This window comes from Ruegeria sp. CG1, assembly GCF_056537265.1.
Genome location: NZ_JBQFRF010000003.1, coordinates 212,503 through 227,404, shown reverse-complemented (window position 1 = coordinate 227,404; position 14,902 = coordinate 212,503). Strand labels below are relative to the sequence as shown.

Sequence of the window (14,902 nt, the reverse complement as noted above, 5' to 3'; positions counted from 1 at the left end):
GCAACGGTATGAATGAATGGACCCCGGCCTCGGCCGGGGTCTTTTTTCTTCCCCTCATTGCCCATCGCCCACATGATGGGCGGGGAAGGAGTGCTCATGGACCTCTACACTACATACGGAAGCAACGACCTGCCTCGGGCTATCCGCTTTTATGATGCGATCTTCGCGGTTCTTGGCCAGCCGCGCCTGCCCGGTTGGATTGATGGCTGGGCCGGATGGGGTTCCGACCCCGACAGCGGCACCGGGTTTTGGATCTGCAAACCTTTTGACGGAGCCACCGCCAGTACCGGCAATGGCACGATGATCGCCTTTCCCGCCAGAAGTGCCGATCAGGTCCGGCGTTTCCATGCCACGGGTTTGAAAAACGGCGGTGCAGATGAAGGCAAACCTGGTGTCCGCCCCCATTACGAGCCCGGATTCTATGTGGCCTATCTGCGCGACCCCGATGGCAACAAGCTATCCTGTTTTTATTACCATTATGATCCAAAGGAGGATTCGGGCGGATGATCAACCAGCAGCCAGACGTCGCTTTTCTTCACGGTTGAAAAACAACATGTAGAAGACAGGTGCGGCAACCATGGTCAGGATCGTGGCAAAGGCCAGACCGCCCATGATCGTGACTGCCATGGACACAAAGAACGCATCCGTCAGAAGCGGTGCCATCCCCAGAATCGTCGTGATCGCCGCCAACATTACCGGGCGCAGACGCGAGACAGAGGCTTCAACAATCGCAGGACGCAGGGCTTTACCAGTAGCGCGGACCAGATCGATTTCTTCGACCAGTACGATGCCGTTCTTGATCAGCATCCCTGACAGACTTAACAGCCCCAATAGCGCTGTGAAGGTGAAGGGCAGGCCTGTTCCAAGCAGACCGATAACTACGCCATTTACGGACATCGGGACCAGTAGCCAGATAATGACCGGTTGCCGGATTGCATTGAACAGCAATACGGAAATCAACACCATAATCAGCAAGCTCAGTGGCAACTGCCGCCCAAGGCTGGCCTGCGCGTCGCCTGAATCCTCGAACTCGCCCCCCCATTCCATACGATAGCCGATCGGCAGTTCCATCGCTTCAATGGCACTGCGTACTTCGGAGTGGACCTGCGCGGCGGTCATGTCAGGGGGGATGTCCGCTCCAACCGTGATGGTCAACACCCGGTCACGGCGGTGAACCAACGTATTGAGCGCCTTGTAGTCGAAGCCATCCACCATCTGCTCGATTGGAACGAAACGTTCCGACTGATCGGAGTAAACTACCTGATCGACGATCGAATAGTCTCCATCCGCCGGGCGGCGCAAGATGATCGGGATCTGGCGGTCGCGCTCGCGCAAAACGCCGCCCGTGATGCCATCGGTCGAAAACTGCAACGTAGCTGCAATGTCTTCGCGCGATACGCCTGCTGTTTGGGCGCGCTCCGTGGCATAGATCGGCTGCACGGCCAATTCCTGCTCACGCCAGTCGTGATGCACATGCAGCGCATTCGGAGATGCGGCTGACATGCGCTGTACCGCTTCTTCGGCCAGTTGACGCAGAACAACCGGATCACTACCCGAGAACCGAGCCTGGATTGGATCGCCGCCACCGGGACCAAAAATCAGGCGTTTGGTTCGGAACTCGCCTTCGGGGAACTGGGCTGAACCGAATTCCTCAAGATCGGCTTGCAAGGCAGGAATGTCGTCCAAAGCCTCGGTGCGGATGATCATATGTCCATAGCTTGGGTTTGGCTTCTCGGCAGCGTAGGTCAACATGAACCGCGTGGCACCCTGCCCGACGAATGTGGCAACCGAGACGACGTCATCACGTTCGGCCAGCCAGTCCTCGAATACGGCCATATCTTCCGCCGTGCGGGCGATCGGCGTGCCTTGTGGCAGCTTGTAGTGCACGAAGAACAACGGCGTGTTCGAGTTTGGGAAGAATTGCTGTTTCATCAGTCCAAAGCCCGCAAAACAGACGACTGTGACCCCGATCAACCCGGCCACTACCAGCCATCGGAACCGAAGCGCCCAGTTCAGGATTGCACCGTAGACGCGGAACAGGGTGCCGCCATAGGCATCCACCTCACCCTCTTTGCCCTGCTTGAAGAAATAGTGCCCAAGCAAAGGTGTCACCGTGATGGCCAGAACCCAGCTCAGCAGTAGTGAAATGCCGATCACGGCAAATAACGAGAACAGGAACTCCCCGGTCGCGTCAGGACTGAGCCCGATCCCGGCAAAAGCCATGATCCCGATCACCGTCGCGCCCAGAAGTGGGATCTGCGTTTTTGACGCAACCTCTTCCGCAGCATCGCGCGAGGATTTTCCCCGCAACATCGAAATCTGCATTCCTTCGGCCACCACGATGGCGTTGTCGACCAGCATCCCCATGGCGATGATCAGAGCGCCCAGCGAGATCCGTTCCATCTCGATCGAGAACATCGACATGAAGAGCAAAGTACCCACAACGGTCAGCAACAAGGTGGACCCAACGACAATTGCGGCGCGCCAGCCCATGAAAATGCCCAGAACCGCAACAACGATGCTGACTGACATGGCGAGGTTCAGCAGGAAGGCGTTCGAGGCCTCATCGACAACAACATGCTGCTGATAGATGGGCAGGATTTCGACACCAAAGGGGATTTCGGAATCCAGTTCGGCCAGTTTGGCATCTGCACGCTGCCCGACTTCGACGATGTTTTCAGTGGCCAGCCCAGCGATACCCAGCGTGAAAGCTTCAGCGCCGTTGAATCGGATCATGATATCGGGATCATTCTGCCGCCCGCGATAGACATCTGACATATCAAACAGATTGATCACCTGCCCCTGCGATCCAACCGACAGGCCGGCGATCGCCGACACGCTGTCCGAGCCCTCGGCCGTCAAGATCGTGGTGCGGTCACTATTGGATCTCAGCGAACCCGAAGCGTTGACCGAGTCTGCGTTTGCGATAGCTTCGTTGATCGCCTGCAGCGGAACGTTCTGATTGACCGAGATCGACAGGTCCGGCTCAATAAAGATCGCCTCATCCGGCAAGCCCTGAACCTCGACATCTGCAACACCGCTTACCGTCAGCAATTCGCGGCGAAGGAAGGTCGCCAGTTCGTGCTTCTCGGCGTCAGAAAACCCTTCTGCCGTAACGGCATAGAACAGGCCGAACACATCCCCGAACCCGTCATTCACATAAGGCGCACCCACGCCCGAAGGCAGACCGCGTGCTGCATCGCGCACCTTGGCGCGCAGACGGGTCCAGATGTCGGGCAACTCACTGCCGTCATAGGTGGATTTAATCTCAACCTCGATCAGCGACTGTCCCGGCTGGTTGACCGAGGTGATGACATCCACCTCGCCCATCTGCTGAATGGCAGATTCCAACGGTTCTGACACCTCCAGCGCCACCTGTTCGGCAGTCGCACCGGGATATTGCGTGGCGATCACCGCCTGTTTGATTGTAAAGGCCGGGTCTTCAAGGCGGCCCAGCGACGTGAAGCCCCAGATGCCGCCGAACAAGGCAATCAAGATGAACAGCCACGTATAAAGCGGCCGGTCGATCGAAGCGCGTGCGATGCTCATGAAACCGCCCTCAGTTCGAGAAGCCGACAAAGCGGCGGACGGTTTGACCATCGGTCAATGCACCCCCACCCGCGACGACGATTTCTTCGCCATCGGTCAGGCCGGTGAGCACGCGGACATCGCCGCTCTGCGTTGGTTCAATCGTTACGGGAACCCGGCGAACGGTGCCTTCGTCGGCACCAACCGGCGAGAAGACCATAACGGCCAGCGCACCGCTGGCATCAGCAACTACAGCCGTTGGCGGGATGATGATCCCGGTGCGTTCATCCTGCACCTGCACGGTGACGGTCACGGATGAACCGGGAAGAATCTGCAATCCCTCGGGCGGTGTCAAACCGAACTGGATGCGAAAGGTCTGGCCCACGCTTGAAGATTCAGCATCGAATTCCCTTATTTCCAGCGGAAAGATCTCGTCGCTGACAGGGAACTTGGCAGTAATCGTGATGTCGTCCTGCTGTCCGGACCGCTGAAATAGGATTTCGGGCACATCCACCTCGATACGCAGTTCAGACATATCGTGAATCCGCACGATCGGAGTACCCGCAGAAACAGTTGTAAACGCCTCAACTGCACGGCTTGAAACCAGCGCGTCGAACGGAGCGGTCAGCGTCGCATGCTCCAGTTCATATTCTGCATCTCGAACAGCAATCGCAGCCAATTGCGCAGCTGTTTCGGCATCATCGACGGCAACCTGGCTGGCTGCGGTTCCACGCAGACGCGACAGGCGGGCGAGTGTTCGATCCGCCTGATCTTTTTGCAAGCGCGTCCGGTCGCGCTGCAGTTCGAACGGTTCCTGATCGAGACGGGCAATCAGTTCACCCTTGGGGATCACAAAACCTTCGGTCACAGGCATCTCGACGATCTGCCCCGCGACCTGAAACGCCAGATCAACGGTCTGGCGCGCGGCGATCCGCCCAAAGAACTGGCGCGAAAAGCCGGGTGAAGTTTCGCTGACCTGCATCAGTTTCACAGGCTTAGCGGGCTCTTGCGCCATGGCAGGCGCAGTCAACAAGGACAGTGCGAGGCAAACAGAGGTCAGGAGTTTCATTTCGTCAATCCCTCGGGAATTCCGGTTTTCAGAATGTTGTCACGGATTTTGTGAGCCAGCCGTGCGAACTCGGCGGTTTCTTCGGTGTTCAGACCCGATGCGCTGTGGAAAAGCTCACCCGCCACGGCCACCAGCATATTGCGGGCCTCTTCGCCCTGTTCGGTCAGCACCAAAAGCCAGGCGCGACGGTCTTCGGGATCACGCTGTCGGGTCAGGTGCCCCGCCAGTTCAAGTGCATCGGCGGTCGCCGTAATCGTTGACGGCACTGTCAACATATCTGCGGCCAGCACTCCCATACGTTTGGGCACATCGAGCTTGATTAGCATGTGGCATTCCTGATGGCTCAGGTCTGTTTCGATGCTGTCAAAGCTCTCTTCCAGTTTCCAATAAAGCGCGTAGACCCCCATCATCGCCTGAATCTCAGGGCTGAGGCGTCCTAACCGCATGCTGATATCGTCTGACATGAATCTTTTCCGTGCGAGTCGCGGCGAAATATACTTCGAATTTTGAACTATTCAAGTTATGAAGCGAGGGGCGATGCATTCCCTTGGGTCAACACATCTTGATCAATACGAATAGGGACTGCATTTTGTGCAGATCATGAACTCAGGGCCAGCCATGTACACTCCTGCCATCACCGGGACCGGTGTCTATACACCAGAAAACATCATAACCAACGCCGAACTGGTGGAAGCGTTCAATGCCTATGCCGACCGGATGAACGTCGAAAACGCGGATGCGATTGCAGCGGGCGACATGGAACCGATGCAGCATTCCTCGGAAGAGTTCATCCTGAAGGCATCAGGCATCGAAAACCGGTATGTGATGGACAAGACCGGTGTTTTGAACCCCGAGATCATGCATCCCGCGCTGCGCCAGCGTAGCGACGACGAGCCTGGGATCATGACCGAGATGGCGGTGGATGCGTGCCTTAAGGCGCTAGCACAAGCGGGGCGCAGCGCCGAGGATGTCGATTTGGTGATCTGCGCCGCTTCGAACCATGAACGTGCCTATCCTGCAATTGCCATCGAGATTCAGCAGGCATTGGGGATCAGCGGATTCGGGTTTGACATGAACGTGGCCTGTTCCTCGGCCACATTCGGCATTCAGGCGGCGGCGGATATGGTGCGCTCGGGCTCGGTCCGAGCGGCGCTGGTCGTCAACCCCGAGATCTGCTCGGGTCATCTTGAGTGGCGCGACCGGGATTGCCATTTCATATTTGGCGATGTCGCGACCGCTACTCTGATCGAGCGGATCGAAGACGCCCAAGGCCCACATTTCGAGATAGTATCGACCCGGTGCGCAACTGCTTTTTCCAACAATATCCGCAACAACAACGGCTTCCTCCGCCGTTCGCGCCCCGATGGTCTGGTGGATCGCCGCGACATGCAGTTCATGCAGAATGGTCGCAAGGTGTTCAAAGAGGTCCTGCCCATGGTCAGCAAACATATCAGCGACCACATGGAGACAGAGGGCATCAGTAGTGATGATCTAAAACGCCTCTGGCTGCATCAGGCCAACAAGACGATGAACGACTTCATCGGTAAGAAGGTTCTGCGGCGTGAGCCAGAACCGGGTGAGCAACCCAACATTCTGCAAGACTACGCCAATACCTCATCCGCCGGGTCGATTATCGCCTTCTCAAAGCATTCCGATGATCTGGATGCGGGCGATGTGGGCCTGATTTGCTCGTTCGGAGCCGGGTATTCGGTGGGTTCCGTGATCGTCAAACGGCATCAATAAGCGCGCGCCTTAACTGCGCTGCTGGAATCGCTGCAAGACCAAACCGCTTTCTCAAGAATTATTCAGACGGGCTCAACCGCTCCTTCATCTCTGACCGATACATCGAAACCCGGATGCCCTGTGCATCCGAGTGATGTAGTTATGGGAGCCCGCTGTTATGGGAAATAATACTCGCGTTGGACTGGCCGCCTTGGTCGCCGCACCTTTCATTGGGGTCATGGCGACCGGCGCGGCAATCGCAGAACCGCAAACCTGTACAGTCAACACCGCGCGTGTTGCCGCCAATGAAGGCGATTTTGACACGCTCTGCGGCTGTTCGCAGGTCACGCGAGGGTTTGTATCACATCTGCAAAAACGATCTGATTTTGCTTCGATCCTGCAGAACACTTCGGCGCAATGCCCCGGTCTGACTCAGTTGTTGAGCGATCTGCCCACTGCGTCGATTTCCAACACCAATGCCGGTGAAGAGCGCAGCAGAGATCCATCCTCCAATTCCGTTGGCTCGAGTGAAAACGGAAGCTCGGGCAACGGCGGCGGTAGCTCAGGCAACAGCGACGGGAGTTCCGGCGGCAACGGTGATCCGGGTGATGGTGGAAGCAGTCCTGGCGATGGCGGCGGTAAGGGCGGTGGCAAAGGTGGCCACGGCGGAGGTGACAAACCCGGCAAAGGCGGCGGCAAAGGCGGTCACGGCGGTGGTGACAAGCCCGGCAAAGGCGGTGGTAAAGGCGGTCACGGCGGTGGTGACAAGCCAGGCAAAGGCGGTGGTAAAGGTGGCCACGACGGTGGTGACAAGCCAGGCAAAGGCGGTGCCAAAGGCAATAACGGTGGCGGCAACGGACCAGAGGGGGCAAGCCCCGGGCGCGGCAAGAACGCCAACAATGATGAACGCTGAATATTAATCTGCCCGGCAGACAAACAAAAAGGCGGCACATGGGCCGCCTTTATTTTGCGCATTCACAACAATTCAGTACAGGGACATGACACCTTAACTGACGCTTTCCTCTTCCAGATGCAGCTTCATTTCGATCAGAACCTGTTGCAGCATACTGGTTTCTTTCAGCAGCCGCTTCGCCTCGTTCACCGTGATGATGCCATCTTCTATCGCCGACTGGTATTCCGTCATCAGCATGGCAAAACGTTGGCTCAGCGCAATGACATCGGAATTTACCCCGCCCGTACGTGGGCTGTCCGAGTTTCGTCCATCGTAAGAAAGCGTGATATTCTTCAAATCCGCCAATGCCGCAGTCACGTGCGGATAGGCAGCCGCGTTTTCCAACCGGGCAACAGCATCCACCGGCATGAACCGGTCAGAATGTTCTGCGTTGTCTGAATAGTACCTGCCAAGCGTGGCTTTGGATTTCCCGGTGATCTCGCACGCTGCTTCGATTCCGACATCCTTAACCAATGCTTCGGTATGCTTTTTCAGATAGGCCCCGATATCTGCCATTTTGCTACCCTTGTTACCTGCGCCCTGCCCCCTCTGCCTGTCCATGCTGGGGGAAAGGGTAGGGAAATTTCCCATATTCGATTCATAATTGAAATGGCAATAATTGACTATCCCTCAGATATGCAGGGATTTTGTGAGTGAGTGGCGGCCGTTCGAGCCGGTAAAGAGTGTATGCGGGGCAGGATTTTAGCCTTGCATTGTATAGGCCACTTGTAGGCCGACGACGCCACTGTCGCGAAGGCGAGGTAATCCATCCCCAAGAGCATTTGCTCAACCTCAGCTGTAGCGATGGTGGCGTCGATTTACCCCCATGAGACGGCTTGCCCAGGCAGCACATGCGAATTAGACCCACGGCATGGCAAAGCTCTATTTCAACTATTCGACTATGAACGCGGGCAAATCGACCGTGTTGCTGCAGGCCTCGCATAACTATCGCGAACGCGGCATGGATACCTACCTGATGACAGCCGCCATTGACGGACGCGCCGGTGAGGGGCGGATCGCATCAAGAATCGGAATCTCGGAACGAGCGGACATGTTTCGTCCCGACGACAATGTGTTTGCCATGATCGAAAACCGCCTGACACAAGGGGGCATCGCCTGCGTATTCATTGATGAAGCCCAGTTTCTTTCGGAAGAGCAGGTCTGGCAACTTGCGCGCGCCGTAGATGATCTGAAGGTCCCAGTGTTGACCTACGGTTTGCGGGTGGATTTTCAGGGTAAACTATTCCCCGGGTCGGCAGCATTGTTGGCTCTGGCCGATGAGATGCGCGAAGTACGCACCATCTGCGAATGCGGGCGCAAGGCGACGATGGTGATTCGTCAGGATGAAAACGGAAACACCATCACCGAAGGGGCGCAGGTCCAGATTGGCGGGAACGAGACTTATGTCTCGCTCTGCCGCAAACACTGGCGCGACGCGGTGGGTTCCTAAACCGGGTTGGGTAACGTTCGCCCGGCCACGAACGCCGCGACATTGTCCAACGCCATGTGACCCATATCGGTGCGTACCTCTTCGGTCGCGGTGCCGAGGTGGGGCAGCAGAGTCACATTTTCCATGTCACACAAGGCCTGCGGCACCTTGGGCTCGAACTCGTAGACATCCAGCCCAGCGCCAGCAATCTGACCCGCATGAAGCGCTTGGATTAAGGCGGCTTCGTCCACAACTTCACCGCGCGCAATGTTTATCACAATGCCCGAGGGCTTCATCGAAGCCAAAATCTGCGCGTTGACCAAGTGTCGTGTTTTAACTCCTCCGGGGACGGCTATGACAAGAAAATCCACTGCCGCAGCCAATGCATTGAGTTCAGGGATGTACTCTGCTTGGAAGTCCAGCTGTTTTGGACCGCGTGATTGATAGGCGACGGCCATTTCAAATCCGAAATGACACCTCCGAGCAATAGCCTGTCCTATGCGGCCCATTCCAACGATGCCCACCTTTTTGCCGGTCACGTGGTGGCCCAGCATCTGTGTAGGATGCCACCCCTGCCACTGGCCTGACCTGACCAACCTTTCCCCCTCACCTGAACGGCGGGCCGTAGTGAGCAAAAGTGTCATGGCAATATCGGCGGTGGCATCGGTGACGGCACCCGGCGTGTTGGTAACCGCGACTCCGGCAGCATGTGCGGCGTCCACGTCGATATGATTGTAACCAACGCCGAAATTTGCCAGCAGTTTACAGCGAGGCTCTGGCACCTTAGCAAAGATCTCTGCCGAAAACTGATCGCCCAACGTTGGGACCACAACGTCAAACTCAGTCAGCGCCCGCAACATTTCTTCATGCGTCATAGGCGTGGTTTCACTGCGGAATTCCACATCGAATTCGGCACGGGCGCGCACTTGGACAGCCGAAGTCATCGGTCGGGCAATCAGCAGTTTCATCAATGCATCCTTCCACCGATGGGCACAGCGCCATCGGGGCCTATCAACACGATCTCACCGTTTTCGTCAGGAAGACCCAACACCAAAACCTCGGACATGAATTTACCGATTTGGCGCGGGGGAAAGTTGACCACGGCCATCACCTGCTTGCCCACAAGCGTCGCCGGATCGTAGTGCGCGGTGATCTGGGCTGAAGTTTTGCGCTCACCGATCTCATCGCCAAAATCGACCCACAGCTTGATCGCGGGCTTGCGGGCCTCCGGGTACGGCTCGGCGCGTATCACCTCACCTACACGAATGTCGACTTTGAGAAATTCGTCGAATGAAATCTCACTCACGAGACAGCTCCTTGGATCGGTCGGTTGCAGCTTTGACGGCACGATGTAGCAGGCCTGGGAAACCCTCTTCTTCATGCATCAACACCTCCAGTGCGGCCTGAGTGGTGCCGTTGGGAGAGGTGACGTTAACTCGCAATTGCGAGGGGTGTTCGTCAGCGGCCATCGCCAGCACCCCTGCCCCGGCGACGGTTGATTTGGCCAACTTCATCGCCAGTTCCGGTGGCAGACCATGCGCTTCGCCAGCTTGCGCCAGTGTTTCGATCAGGTGGAATACATAGGCCGGGCCCGAACCGCTGACCCCGGTGACGGCATCCATCTGTGTCTCATCATCCAATCGAACCGTCTCACCAATGGCCGAAAGCAGGTCTTCAGCCAGTAGGATATCCGCGTCCGAGGTGTTGGCATTCCCAATCAGCGCCGTGATCCCCTGCCGAACCGCCGCAGGCGTATTTGGCATCGCACGGATGATCGGCGTATCTGCCCCAATGACGTTCTCGAAAGTGGCCAGCGATGTACCCGCTGCGACCGATATGAAAAGACTGTCACCATTGCCCAGCGCTTGAATGGCTGGCAGGGCTTCGCCCATCATCTGTGGTTTGACCGCTACGAGTACAACTGCGGGTGCCTCGGGGAGAGGAGTGTTGATGTTGACGCCCTGCGCCTTCAGCCAATCCGAGGGGTAAGGATCAATCACCCAAACAGATGCTGCGGGCAGGCCATGTTCCAACCAACCCGCAAGCATTGCTGAACCCATCTTGCCGCATCCCAGAAGCACCAACCCCTGTTCGGCGACGCGCGAGATATCCATGATTGCCCCTCCCCTATGGTTCGGGGCAAAGCTTTACGCGCGGCCGTAGGCCTCTGCAATGGCGACTTGCATCGCCTCTTCGGGGTCTCGGTTTCCCCAGGTCACCAGTTGGATCGCGGGGTAATAGCGCTCGGCGCTCAGTACCGCTGCGGTGATCATGGTATCGATCTGTTCTGGGCTGGCCGTCTGACCACCGGCCAGCACCAAGCCATAGCGATAGACCATCAATTTCTGGTTGGCCCAGTAGGTAAACGCCCCGGCCCAACACTGATCATTCATCTTGTTCAGTAGCTCATAAAGCTCGGTTTCGCGCTCGGCCGGAGGCTCCATCTCAAAGGAACACACCATGCGGAGCGTTTCATCGTAATTCGACCAGGCCAAAGTTATCGAATATGTGCGCCACTGTCCTTCGACAGCCATGGCAATCTGATCATCCCCGATCCGGTCAAAATCCCAGTCGTGATGTTCTGCAAGATGTTCAACAATGTCGATCGGATGAAGGTCTTCTTCGAGATACTGCTCGGAAAGGGCCATAATGCCACCTCACTAATCTCTAGCATTTTGGGGCTGGCAGCGCCCCAGCGCTAGTTGCCTGCTCTACAAGCCGGGCTTCCCCAGTCTGCCTGTACTAAATATGGTGCGATGTGAGCACAGCTCTGGCAACCCTATTTATTGGGGATAACAGCAATAAGTTGTGGACAGTTGGCAACGCCGATCAAAATATTGGCGTTGGATGCAGCTTTGTCTTGATAAATTTCTGCAGAGCGGCAAAATGCACAACACCGCACAATCCAAGTTCGGATTGCGCGGCGGACGCTTTTACCCAAAATCTTAAATTCCTGCGGACGTTACTTGTCCAGCTTCGCCTCGAGCGCGGCAATTCGCTGTTCAAGTGCACCGTTCTCTTCGCGCGCTTTCTGCGCCATGGCACGCACAGCATCAAATTCTTCACGGGTTACGAAATCCCGGTCGGCCAGCCAGCGGTCCATCATGGATTTCATCGCATTCTCGGCCTCTTCTCGTGCCCCCTGCGCCACACCCATGGCATTGGTCATCAGTTGAGACATATCGTCCAGAATCTTGTTACGGGTTTGCATGGGCTTTCTCCGATTTCGCGATTGCTCTCTATATGGGTAAAGATTGGCCCGGGCTCAAGGTTGACTTGCCACGCAAACCCCGGGCAATGAGACGCACATGCAGGCTGTTTTGAATTTCCCCGATCTGTCACCCGAAATTTTCTCGATCTCTCTGTTCGGGATGGAGTTTGCGCTCAGGTGGTATGCGCTGGCCTATATCGTTGGCATCCTGATTGCTTGGCGCATGGCGCTGATGGCGCTTAGGCGGCCTGTGCTTTGGGCTGATGACACACCACCGATGCAACCCGATCAGCTTGAGGATTTGGTCACCTGGATCATACTGGGTGTAATTCTTGGTGGTCGATTGGGGTTCGTCCTTTTCTATCAACCCGCATATTATTTTGCGTATCCACTGGAAATTCTGATGGTTTGGCAGGGTGGCATGGCCTTCCATGGCGGCCTGTTAGGCGTGGTGATCGCCACGTATCTGTTCGGCAAGCGCCACGCTACACCGATTCTTTCGCTGGGTGATCTGGTTGCCTACACAGTGCCGCCCGGGTTGTTGCTGGGACGATTGGCGAATTTCACTAATGCCGAGCTTTGGGGTCGACCCAGCGAATTGCCGTGGGCGGTGATCTTTCCCGGAACTGCGGCCCAGGATTGTCCCGGCGTTGTTGCCGGGATGTGCGCTCGCCACCCTTCGCAACTGTATGAGGCAGCACTTGAGGGTCTGGTCCTCGGGGCGATTCTGATATGGCTGGCCTACCGGCGCGGCGCGTTTCAAAAACCAGGTCTGGTTATGGGCGTATTTCTGGCTGGCTACGGCGCATCGCGGTTTTTTGTCGAATTCTTCCGTCAACCCGATGCGCAATTTGTATCGCCGGGGAATCCGCTAGGGCTGGCGTGGCATGTTGGCGGATATGGATTGACGATGGGGCAAGTCTTGTCGCTACCAATGATTGCACTTGGCCTTTGGTTCGCAATTCGGGCACAACGCAGATCATGAACCTGAAGGATCGTCTGCTCCTGCGCATCCAGAATGATGGCCCTATGACCATCGCTGACTACATGACCGAGTGTCTGATGCATCCGGAACATGGATACTACACAACCCGCGATCCGCTGGGCGCTCAAGGCGATTTCATTACAGCGCCTGAAATCAGTCAGATGTTCGGAGAGCTAATAGGACTGTGTCTGGCGCAATGCTGGCTGGTACAAGGCAAACCCGAAAAGTTTGTTCTGGCCGAGCTTGGCCCTGGTCGTGGCACCCTGATGGCTGACATCCTGCGCGCCACTCAGAGTGTGCCTGGCTTTCACAAAGCGGCCGAGATCGCGTTGCTCGAAGCTTCACCTGTTTTGCGCGACGTACAAGCCAAGGCACTGCAAGGGTATGAACCTCAGTGGATCGAGGCAATTTCTGATTTTGAAGATCTTCCACTGTTTCTGGTGGCAAACGAGTTCTTTGATGCCCTGCCCATCCGCCAGTTCCTGCGCGAAGGCGAAGGTTGGCGCGAGAGGTTAGTTGGCAAAAATGGTGCATCGCTTGCGTTCGGTCTTGGTGCGCAATCGGCACAAGCTGCGCTCAGCGAACGTGTCGAGGATACGCAGGACGGAGATCTGGTAGAACTGTGCGCTGCTGCCAGTTCCATTATGTACTCTGTTGCCGGGCAGATCGCTCGTAACGGCGGAGCCGCGCTGATCATCGATTATGGTGACTGGCGCTCGCTTGGCGACACATTGCAGGCGTTGCAAGCGCATGAACGTGTCGATCCCCTGGATCAGCCCGGTCAGGCGGATCTGACCACACATGTCGACTTTGAGGTCTTGGCGAAGGCGTCTCATGCTTCGGGCTGCGCATATACAAAACTGACCCCGCAGGGTGTTTTTCTTGAGCGGCTCGGGATCACCGCGCGCGCGCAATCGCTTGCCGCCCCTCTCAGCGGGTCACAGCTTGAGACGCTGGTCACTGCACATCGACGGTTGACGCACCCCGACGAAATGGGAAACCTGTTCAAAGTACTGGGTCTTTATCCGCTAAACGCCACGCCGCCACCGGGACTGGAACCATGACACTGGAAATCATTACTTCAGACATGCTGTCCCCCGTACGACACGGGTTCTTCAGCCGCCGCGGTGGCGCATCTTCTGGTATCTTCGAAGGACTCAACTGCGGAACCGGGTCAACAGATTTGACTGAGGCCGTAGCTTTGAACCGTCGGCGCGTCGCCGACGCGATGGAAGTGGCACCTGAAGCGATGATCGGTGTGCATCAAGTGCATTCGCCGACCGTGATTGCAGTCGATGGTCCGATGACTGGTGACAAACCCAAAGCTGACGCGGTTGTCACATCAACGCCGGGTTTGGCGCTTACAATCTTAACCGCTGATTGTCAGCCGGTGCTGTTCGCGGATCCTGACGCAAATGTGATCGGGGCCGCACATGCCGGTTGGCGCGGCGCGTTGGATGGTGTGCTGGAATCAACACTGGACGCAATGGAAGCGCTGGGAGCCAGCCGGGATAACACTGTTGCCGTAATCGGCCCCACGATTTCACAACGCGCTTACGAGGTCGGCTCAGAGTTTCTGGACGACTTCCTTGCTGACACGCCAGAGAACGCGCGTTTTTTTGCAAATGGCAAAGGTGACCGGATGCATTTCGACCTGCCCGCCTTTGGCCTGCATCGTCTGCGCGAAGCTGGTATCGGCCAGGCCGAGTGGGTCCGTCATTGCACCTATTCCGACCCTGACAGGTTTTATTCATACCGGCGCTCGACCCATGCCAAAGAGGCCGACTACGGCAGATTGATTTCCGCTATCAGATTGTAAATCTGGCCCATATTAAGGCAGCTTTGCCCAGTTTCTGCCACATTTCTTGTGTTTATCAGAGTCAGAATCGTCTCAAATTTTCGCCAATGCACAGACGGTTACCCCAAGTGGGGTCGTGATGGCATGGGCGGAAGCAACTAAGAGGTACCTGAAACCTTCAATTTGTCCTCAATTCAACCCGGATCAG

Annotated in this window: 16 protein-coding genes; 7 read left to right on the top strand and 9 right to left on the bottom strand. The window is 56.7% G+C overall.

Going from position 1 to position 14,902, the window contains the following annotated elements; genetic code table 11:
- Positions 1-96: 96 nt before the first annotated feature.
- Positions 97-507, top strand: coding sequence for a VOC family protein (locus ACR0AU_RS10640; protein ID WP_170732993.1), 411 nt, complete (start codon positions 97-99; stop codon positions 505-507).
- Here the strand turns inward: ACR0AU_RS10640 and ACR0AU_RS10635 are convergent, their stop codons facing one another.
- The 3 genes from ACR0AU_RS10635 to ACR0AU_RS10625 are packed head-to-tail and all read right to left on the bottom strand — an operon-like array spanning position 508 to position 5,061.
- The gene (locus ACR0AU_RS10635) at positions 508-3,549 is read right to left on the bottom strand and encodes an efflux RND transporter permease subunit (RefSeq protein WP_170625207.1); all 3,042 of its coding nucleotides are present in this window, start codon (positions 3,547-3,549) and stop codon (positions 508-510) included.
- 10 nt (positions 3,550-3,559) lie between these two features.
- Positions 3,560-4,597, bottom strand: a complete 1,038-nt coding sequence (locus ACR0AU_RS10630) for an efflux RND transporter periplasmic adaptor subunit (RefSeq protein ID WP_480795661.1) — start codon at positions 4,595-4,597, stop codon at positions 3,560-3,562.
- Positions 4,594-5,061 carry a MarR family winged helix-turn-helix transcriptional regulator gene (locus tag ACR0AU_RS10625; RefSeq protein ID WP_170420601.1) on the bottom strand — a complete coding sequence of 156 codons (468 nt, stop codon included), beginning with the start codon at positions 5,059-5,061 and terminating at the stop codon, positions 4,594-4,596. The genes ACR0AU_RS10630 and ACR0AU_RS10625 overlap by 4 nt, the downstream gene beginning before the upstream one ends.
- Positions 5,062-5,215: 154 nt before the next feature.
- Between ACR0AU_RS10625 and ACR0AU_RS10620 the strand changes: the two genes are divergently transcribed.
- Together ACR0AU_RS10620 and ACR0AU_RS10615 are read left to right on the top strand one after the other, a co-directional pair.
- Complete coding sequence (locus ACR0AU_RS10620; protein WP_170732994.1) at positions 5,216-6,340, top strand: beta-ketoacyl-ACP synthase III; 1,125 nt, start codon at positions 5,216-5,218, stop codon at positions 6,338-6,340.
- Between the two features lie 157 nt (positions 6,341-6,497).
- Positions 6,498-7,232, top strand: a complete 735-nt coding sequence (locus tag ACR0AU_RS10615) for a hypothetical protein (protein WP_480795660.1) — start codon at positions 6,498-6,500, stop codon at positions 7,230-7,232.
- A gap of 93 nt (positions 7,233-7,325) precedes the next feature.
- Here the strand turns inward: ACR0AU_RS10615 and ACR0AU_RS10610 are convergent, their stop codons facing one another.
- Complete coding sequence (locus ACR0AU_RS10610) at positions 7,326-7,787, bottom strand: hypothetical protein (RefSeq protein ID WP_170392365.1); 462 nt, start codon at positions 7,785-7,787, stop codon at positions 7,326-7,328.
- A 355-nt stretch (positions 7,788-8,142) separates the two neighbouring features.
- Between ACR0AU_RS10610 and ACR0AU_RS10605 the strand changes: the two genes are divergently transcribed.
- Positions 8,143-8,721: a thymidine kinase gene (locus tag ACR0AU_RS10605; protein WP_170801975.1), complete on the top strand. Its 579-nt coding sequence runs from the start codon at positions 8,143-8,145 to the stop codon at positions 8,719-8,721.
- Here the strand turns inward: ACR0AU_RS10605 and ACR0AU_RS10600 are convergent.
- From ACR0AU_RS10600 to ACR0AU_RS10580, 5 genes are all read right to left on the bottom strand, one after another.
- The gene (locus tag ACR0AU_RS10600; RefSeq protein ID WP_170594589.1) at positions 8,718-9,668 is read right to left on the bottom strand and encodes a 2-hydroxyacid dehydrogenase; all 951 of its coding nucleotides are present in this window, start codon (positions 9,666-9,668) and stop codon (positions 8,718-8,720) included. The genes ACR0AU_RS10605 and ACR0AU_RS10600 overlap by 4 nt on opposite strands.
- Entirely contained in the window at positions 9,668-10,006 is a 339-nt protein-coding gene (locus ACR0AU_RS10595) for a tRNA-binding protein (RefSeq protein WP_170392371.1), read from the bottom strand. Before ACR0AU_RS10595 ends, ACR0AU_RS10600 begins: the two co-directional genes overlap by 1 nt.
- On the bottom strand, positions 9,999-10,814 hold the full coding sequence (proC, locus tag ACR0AU_RS10590) for a pyrroline-5-carboxylate reductase (RefSeq protein WP_170594587.1): 816 nt from the start codon (positions 10,812-10,814) through the stop codon (positions 9,999-10,001). The genes ACR0AU_RS10595 and proC overlap by 8 nt, the downstream gene beginning before the upstream one ends.
- Positions 10,815-10,847: 33 nt before the next feature.
- The gene (locus ACR0AU_RS10585; protein WP_010441802.1) at positions 10,848-11,348 is read right to left on the bottom strand and encodes a type III secretion system chaperone family protein; all 501 of its coding nucleotides are present in this window, start codon (positions 11,346-11,348) and stop codon (positions 10,848-10,850) included.
- 314 nt (positions 11,349-11,662) lie between these two features.
- The gene (locus ACR0AU_RS10580; protein ID WP_170512483.1) at positions 11,663-11,911 is read right to left on the bottom strand and encodes an accessory factor UbiK family protein; all 249 of its coding nucleotides are present in this window, start codon (positions 11,909-11,911) and stop codon (positions 11,663-11,665) included.
- A 97-nt stretch (positions 11,912-12,008) separates the two neighbouring features.
- Here ACR0AU_RS10580 and lgt point away from each other — a divergent pair, with 97 nt between their 5' ends.
- Genes lgt through pgeF form a run of 3 tightly spaced genes read left to right on the top strand, consistent with a single transcriptional unit; the run spans position 12,009 to position 14,715 of the window.
- The gene (lgt, locus tag ACR0AU_RS10575; protein WP_170732997.1) at positions 12,009-12,896 is read left to right on the top strand and encodes a prolipoprotein diacylglyceryl transferase; all 888 of its coding nucleotides are present in this window, start codon (positions 12,009-12,011) and stop codon (positions 12,894-12,896) included.
- Positions 12,893-13,960 carry a class I SAM-dependent methyltransferase gene (locus ACR0AU_RS10570; protein ID WP_480795659.1) on the top strand — a complete coding sequence of 356 codons (1,068 nt, stop codon included), beginning with the start codon at positions 12,893-12,895 and terminating at the stop codon, positions 13,958-13,960. Before lgt ends, ACR0AU_RS10570 begins: the two co-directional genes overlap by 4 nt.
- On the top strand, positions 13,957-14,715 hold the full coding sequence (gene pgeF, locus ACR0AU_RS10565) for a peptidoglycan editing factor PgeF (RefSeq protein WP_480614963.1): 759 nt from the start codon (positions 13,957-13,959) through the stop codon (positions 14,713-14,715). The genes ACR0AU_RS10570 and pgeF overlap by 4 nt, the downstream gene beginning before the upstream one ends.
- Positions 14,716-14,902 lie beyond the last annotated feature (187 nt).

Coding starts and splice junctions, on each gene's coding strand:
- ACR0AU_RS10640 (WP_170732993.1), top strand. CDS start 97: ATGGACCTCTACACTACATACGGAAGCAACGACCTGCCTCGGGCTATC.
- ACR0AU_RS10635 (WP_170625207.1), bottom strand. CDS start 3,549: ATGAGCATCGCACGCGCTTCGATCGACCGGCCGCTTTATACGTGGCTG.
- ACR0AU_RS10630 (WP_480795661.1), bottom strand. CDS start 4,597: ATGAAACTCCTGACCTCTGTTTGCCTCGCACTGTCCTTGTTGACTGCG.
- ACR0AU_RS10625 (WP_170420601.1), bottom strand. CDS start 5,061: ATGTCAGACGATATCAGCATGCGGTTAGGACGCCTCAGCCCTGAGATT.
- ACR0AU_RS10620 (WP_170732994.1), top strand. CDS start 5,216: ATGTACACTCCTGCCATCACCGGGACCGGTGTCTATACACCAGAAAAC.
- ACR0AU_RS10615 (WP_480795660.1), top strand. CDS start 6,498: ATGGGAAATAATACTCGCGTTGGACTGGCCGCCTTGGTCGCCGCACCT.
- ACR0AU_RS10610 (WP_170392365.1), bottom strand. CDS start 7,787: ATGGCAGATATCGGGGCCTATCTGAAAAAGCATACCGAAGCATTGGTT.
- ACR0AU_RS10605 (WP_170801975.1), top strand. CDS start 8,143: ATGGCAAAGCTCTATTTCAACTATTCGACTATGAACGCGGGCAAATCG.
- ACR0AU_RS10600 (WP_170594589.1), bottom strand. CDS start 9,668: ATGAAACTGCTGATTGCCCGACCGATGACTTCGGCTGTCCAAGTGCGC.
- proC (WP_170594587.1), bottom strand. CDS start 10,814: ATGGATATCTCGCGCGTCGCCGAACAGGGGTTGGTGCTTCTGGGATGC.
- ACR0AU_RS10585 (WP_010441802.1), bottom strand. CDS start 11,348: ATGGCCCTTTCCGAGCAGTATCTCGAAGAAGACCTTCATCCGATCGAC.
- ACR0AU_RS10580 (WP_170512483.1), bottom strand. CDS start 11,911: ATGCAAACCCGTAACAAGATTCTGGACGATATGTCTCAACTGATGACC.
- lgt (WP_170732997.1), top strand. CDS start 12,009: ATGCAGGCTGTTTTGAATTTCCCCGATCTGTCACCCGAAATTTTCTCG.
- ACR0AU_RS10570 (WP_480795659.1), top strand. CDS start 12,893: ATGAACCTGAAGGATCGTCTGCTCCTGCGCATCCAGAATGATGGCCCT.
- pgeF (WP_480614963.1), top strand. CDS start 13,957: ATGACACTGGAAATCATTACTTCAGACATGCTGTCCCCCGTACGACAC.